Source organism: Arachidicoccus sp. (assembly GCF_050436765.1).
Classification (GTDB): domain Bacteria; phylum Bacteroidota; class Bacteroidia; order Chitinophagales; family Chitinophagaceae; genus Arachidicoccus.
On the sequence record NZ_JBNQGD010000096.1, the window covers coordinates 1 to 4,861 of the forward strand.

5 protein-coding genes are annotated in these 4,861 nt (G+C 43.2%); 4 read left to right on the plus strand and 1 reads right to left on the minus strand.

Annotated features, from left to right (window positions below):
• The 3 genes from ACQR30_RS03985 to ACQR30_RS03995 all read left to right on the plus strand — a co-directional run.
• A partial coding sequence (locus ACQR30_RS03985) for an anti-sigma factor family protein (protein WP_429731590.1) occupies positions 1-210 on the plus strand: 210 nt, incomplete at its 5' end.
• A 20-nt stretch (positions 211-230) separates the two neighbouring features.
• Positions 231-701 carry a hypothetical protein gene (locus ACQR30_RS03990; RefSeq protein WP_429731593.1) on the plus strand — a complete coding sequence of 157 codons (471 nt, stop codon included), beginning with the start codon at positions 231-233 and terminating at the stop codon, positions 699-701.
• Between the two features lie 26 nt (positions 702-727).
• Entirely contained in the window at positions 728-2,359 is a 1,632-nt protein-coding gene (locus ACQR30_RS03995; protein ID WP_429731596.1) for a RagB/SusD family nutrient uptake outer membrane protein, read from the plus strand.
• A gap of 25 nt (positions 2,360-2,384) precedes the next feature.
• On the opposite strand, the gene ACQR30_RS04000 is transcribed toward ACQR30_RS03995, so the two are convergent.
• Positions 2,385-2,531, minus strand: coding sequence for a hypothetical protein (locus ACQR30_RS04000; protein ID WP_429731599.1), 147 nt, complete (start codon positions 2,529-2,531; stop codon positions 2,385-2,387).
• A gap of 21 nt (positions 2,532-2,552) precedes the next feature.
• Between ACQR30_RS04000 and ACQR30_RS04005 the strand changes: the two genes are divergently transcribed.
• Positions 2,553-4,694, plus strand: a complete 2,142-nt coding sequence (locus tag ACQR30_RS04005; protein ID WP_429731602.1) for a hypothetical protein — start codon at positions 2,553-2,555, stop codon at positions 4,692-4,694.
• Positions 4,695-4,861 lie beyond the last annotated feature (167 nt).

Sequence of the window (4,861 nt, forward strand, 5' to 3'; positions counted from 1 at the left end):
GTGGTTGATGAGATGGCCTGCCAGGAGCTTGTAGAACGGGTCACCGCCTATCTGGAGGAGGCGCTGTCGCCGGCGGATCGCGCGCAGTTTGACGCGCACCTGGCGGAGTGCCGGGGCTGCCGCACCTACCTGGAACAGCCCCCGGCGATATTATATATGCAGATATTAATAAAGACGGATCTATTGATTCGCGCGATCAGATTCTGGTAGATCAAACAAATATTCCGCAGTTGACCTTTGGATTCAATGCCAACTTTAGATACCAAGGATTTGATCTTTCTATTCTTTTGCAAGGTCAGGGCGATGCTAAACAGTTCTTCGGAGGTTATTTTCCGGTAATGAGTTATTCGTTGGGGAATTTTCTAAATTGGAGAGCCAACGATCGGTGGACACCTACACATACCAATGCTTCCATGCCAAGAGCAAGTTATGAAGTTATGAATAATAATACCATAAATTCTACCCAATGGCTTATTAATGCTGGCTTTTTAAGAGTGAAGAATATGTCCTTAGGTTATAACTTACCCCAAGATAAAATCAAAAAATTGGGCATGCAAAATTTACGCTTTTCCGTAAGTGCGAGTAATTTACTGCTGATTTATGACCATATGAAGGATCTGGGATTTGACCCCGAAACAACAGATTACTGGTATTATCCGCCTCAACGTGTAATTAGTTTTGGTGTGAATGTAACCTTTTAAATTAAACGAATCTTAATATCGAAGATATGAAAAAATTTATTTATATATTTATGCTTGTTTTTATTGCGGCGACGTCCTGTAATAAACTTGAATTAACGCCCTTGAATACCATTTCTGATGCCAATACCTGGGGTAATCAGAACCTTATTCAGCTGTATGTGAATGCACAATACAATGTATTGCTGCATGGCTATAGTAATGATCTATTGGCCGCAGCAGACGATGAAGCATTTAATATCCATCAATACGGAAATATGTATATGGTCCAAACAGGTCAACTGACACAGGACAACGTAACTGATTTTTCTACAAAGATTAATTACTGGGACTTTGCCTACAGTTATATCTATAATATCAACGTTTTCTTCTCAAAAATAGATGCTGCCCCGGTGGATGCTACTTTTAAAGCGGGTGCCATTGCGGAAATGAGATTTCTTCGGGCCTATATCTATGCTAATTTGATATGGCGTTATGGTGGCGTGCCTATCATTACGCATGTATTCAGCCTTCATGATAATTTTAAAGTTACCCAGTCGTCTTATGATGATTGTGTAAAATTTATCGATGCGCAGTTGGATTCTGCAGCAGCCGATCTGCCCGCTAAACAGCCTGCGGATCAAGAAGGGAGAGCGTCTGGCGATGCTTGTTTGGCACTAAAGGCAAGGGTACTGCTCTACGACGCCAGTCTGCTGAACAACCCTAATCATGATAATACAAAATGGCAAGCTGCTGCGGATGCATCGGCAGCGTTACTCAACTTAGGATATTCATTAAATCCGGATTATCAGAGTACATTTCTAACAGATAATAATGAGATCATTTTTGCAAGGTATTTTACACAGGCAAATTCTACCAATTTTTCTCAGGAAGAAGGTCGTAATGGCTCTAACGGATGGACTTCACAAAACCCCTCGCAAAATCAGGTGAATGCCTACGAAATGGTAGCTACCGGCATGTTGCCCTACACGGAAAAACCCGATGGTAGTCTTGTGCTGAACCCTGGATCCGGCTATGATCCTATGCATCCCTATGTCGGCCGTGATCCGAGGTTTGATGCATCCATATTACATGATGGCTCGCTGTGGCAGGGACGTGTAACTGAAACTTTTGACGGTGGACTTGATTCCCCCGGCAGTACCGTACAGCCATGGAATGCGTCGTTAACTTCTTATGCCTATAAGAAAGGTGTTGTCGAAAGTATCCCGCCAACTGGCTCTACCGTAAAGCCAACAAATCCTTGGATTTTCTTCCGCTATGCAGAAGTGCTTCTTAATTATGCGGAGGCAGAATTTGAATTAGGTAATGAAGCGGTTGCACGTCAATATATCAATCTGGTTCGTGCACGCCCCAGCGTAAAGATGCCTCCTGTAACAGCTACCGGAGATGCACTTAGGGATGCCATCCATGAAGAACGCCGGGTTGAATTTGCTTTTGAAGGGCTTCGTTTCTTTGACGTGCGTCGTTGGAAAATAGCCACTGTTACGGAGAATATGCCATTACTGCGCATGCATATAACTAAACGGACCGACGGGACCAAGACCTACGAAATAGATACGCTGGAGAAGCGGTCTTTTTTGCCGCAGCATTACCTGATGCCGATACCACGTTCAGAAGTTGCTAAGAGTCTGGGGTCTCTTACACAAAATCCTGATTATTGAGCTCTTGCAGAACGATCAGCTGAGGCTAATCGTTCTGCATCGTTTTAAAGCCATTGGTAGCCGTATCACTTTTGCTTTTTATCACTGCCCTGAAGTTCATAAGTCCTAATTTTGGCATAAATGGCGCGTTGTTGAGCAAAGGGGAATATTTGAATATTGATGTATTGATCATGTGCTGTATTATTATTTTTTTATGAAAGAACCTTTCCATTTGACGCGTATCTACTTCCTCGGCAGTGTTCTTTTGTTGCTATTGTTTTGCGGACCGGTTTTGCAAGCGCAGCAACAAGCACACGGAACAATTGATCGCAAAGCAGTAGTGACCCGCCACAATTTGGTACTGAAAGATCCACACTTTGCGGGCCCCACGCAGGTGGGCAACGGCGATTTTGCCTACGGGTTTGATATCACCGGTATGCAGACCTTTAGTGATCAGTTTACTACTATGTCACAGTGGAGTTGGCATAGTACTATTGTTCCGAAAGGCACGAGTGTTCAGTTATTTAAAAAGACCCCTGTTGAAACCCATGGGAGAATGGTTGCTTACGATTTACCCAATCCGCAACAACCGGCACTCACGCAGTGGCTCGCCCGTAACCCACATCGTTTTAATCTGGGCAGAATCGGGTTGGTGCTAAAGAAGAAGGATGGTAGCCTCGCAACAATAAAAGATTTGGTTAACCCATCGCAGTATTTGAATTTATGGAATGGTATTGCAGAAAGCACCTTCAGCATAGAAGGAGAAAAAGTGAAGGTTATAACGATATGTGATGGGCAAAAAGATATCCTTGGATTCAGTATTCAATCGGCACTTATACGACAACACAGGTTAACAGTGTTTGTACAGTTCCCTTATGCAAGCCTGGATTATTTTAGTAATGGATCGGATTACACAAAACCTTTCTTACATCAGACGACATTATCTATACTTGGCAAAAATTCAGTTGTATTCAATAGGCGATTAGATAGTACGACTTATCAGGTGGCTTGTCAATGGACGGGTGGTGGAAAGATAAAGGAGATAGCCACTCATCATTTTATGCTGATACCTGCCGGAAATGAAAATTCGGTCGCATACACTTTTGCCTTTTCTGCTTCAAAAATAAGTTCTCCACTTCCCGATTTTAGCAGTATCAGATCCAGTAGCATAAAACACTGGGCCGCTTTTTGGAATAGCGGGGGAGCGATCGATCTCTCTGGAAGTAAAGATCCGAGATGGTTTGAATTGGAGCGTAGAATCGTATTGTCCGAATATATTATGGCGATAAATGCTGCAGGCAATTATCCCCCCGCAGAAACGGGACTAGTGAATAACAGTTGGTATGGTAGATTTCATTATGAGATGTATTGGTGGCACGCCGCACACTATGCGTTGTGGGATAGATGGCCGCTGTTGTATAAGAGTTTACATCTTTATAAAGATAACCTAAAGGCGGCGGAGTTGCGAGCTGAGCAGCAAGGTTACCAAGGCGCGAGGTGGCCTAAATGTACGGGGCCCAATGGTGTAGAGTGGCCTTATCCAACCCATGCTTGGCTGGTTTGGCAGCAACCGCACCCGATTTTTTTTGCCGACTTGGATTATCGGGCACACCCTACTGTTGCGACGCTAAAAAAATGGAATGACATCGTTCAGCAAACAGCTAATTTTTTGGCGTCTTATGCCTATTTAGATACGGCGCGTAACCAATATGTTTTAGGACCACCCATAAAAGCCGTTCCCGAAAATAATGACCCATTGTCTACCCAAGACCCTGCATTTGAATTGGAATATTGGCGCTATGGATTAATCACTGCTCAAAACTGGCGCAAGAATCAAGACCTGACACCTAATCCCAAATGGGCCGATGTGTTGAAAAGATTAGCACCCATACCCTTGGAGCATGGCTTATATGTTCAATGGGAGGGCATCGACAGCATGTGGACAAAATATAATTATGAGCATCCAGCTATGGCTGGGATTTTTGGCGTATTGCCGGGTTATGGAATAGATACTTTGACCATGCAGAAAACTTATGCAAAGATTAGAAAGGCTTGGGATTTTGATAAAGTGTGGGGCTGGGATTTTCCAATGATGGCTATGGATGCGGCGCGATTAGGCTATCCGGGTCAGGCAGTTGATTGGTTATTAAGTGATTCTTCCAGATTTTCCTTTGATGTGCATGGCTTTGTCGGTGGAGGGAACCCTTATCCTTACATCCCTTCTAATGGAGGATTGCTATATGCGGTTGCAATGATGACTGCGGGGTGGGATGGAGATAAAAATGCCGCTCAACCAGGTTTTCCCAAAGACGGTTCATGGGTGGTAAAATGGGAGGATTTAAAGAAAGCTCCCTGATGATTTTTTGATGAATAAAAATGGAACTGAAAAATTAAATGTCTTTAAGTTTCAGGTATTTCAAAGACATGAATGGGCGCATTAAAACCTGACAACGGTAGCACGAATAAATACTTCTTAGTTTAAAAAGTAAAAACCTTGTAATGATTATAACAGTAAAAAAAGTG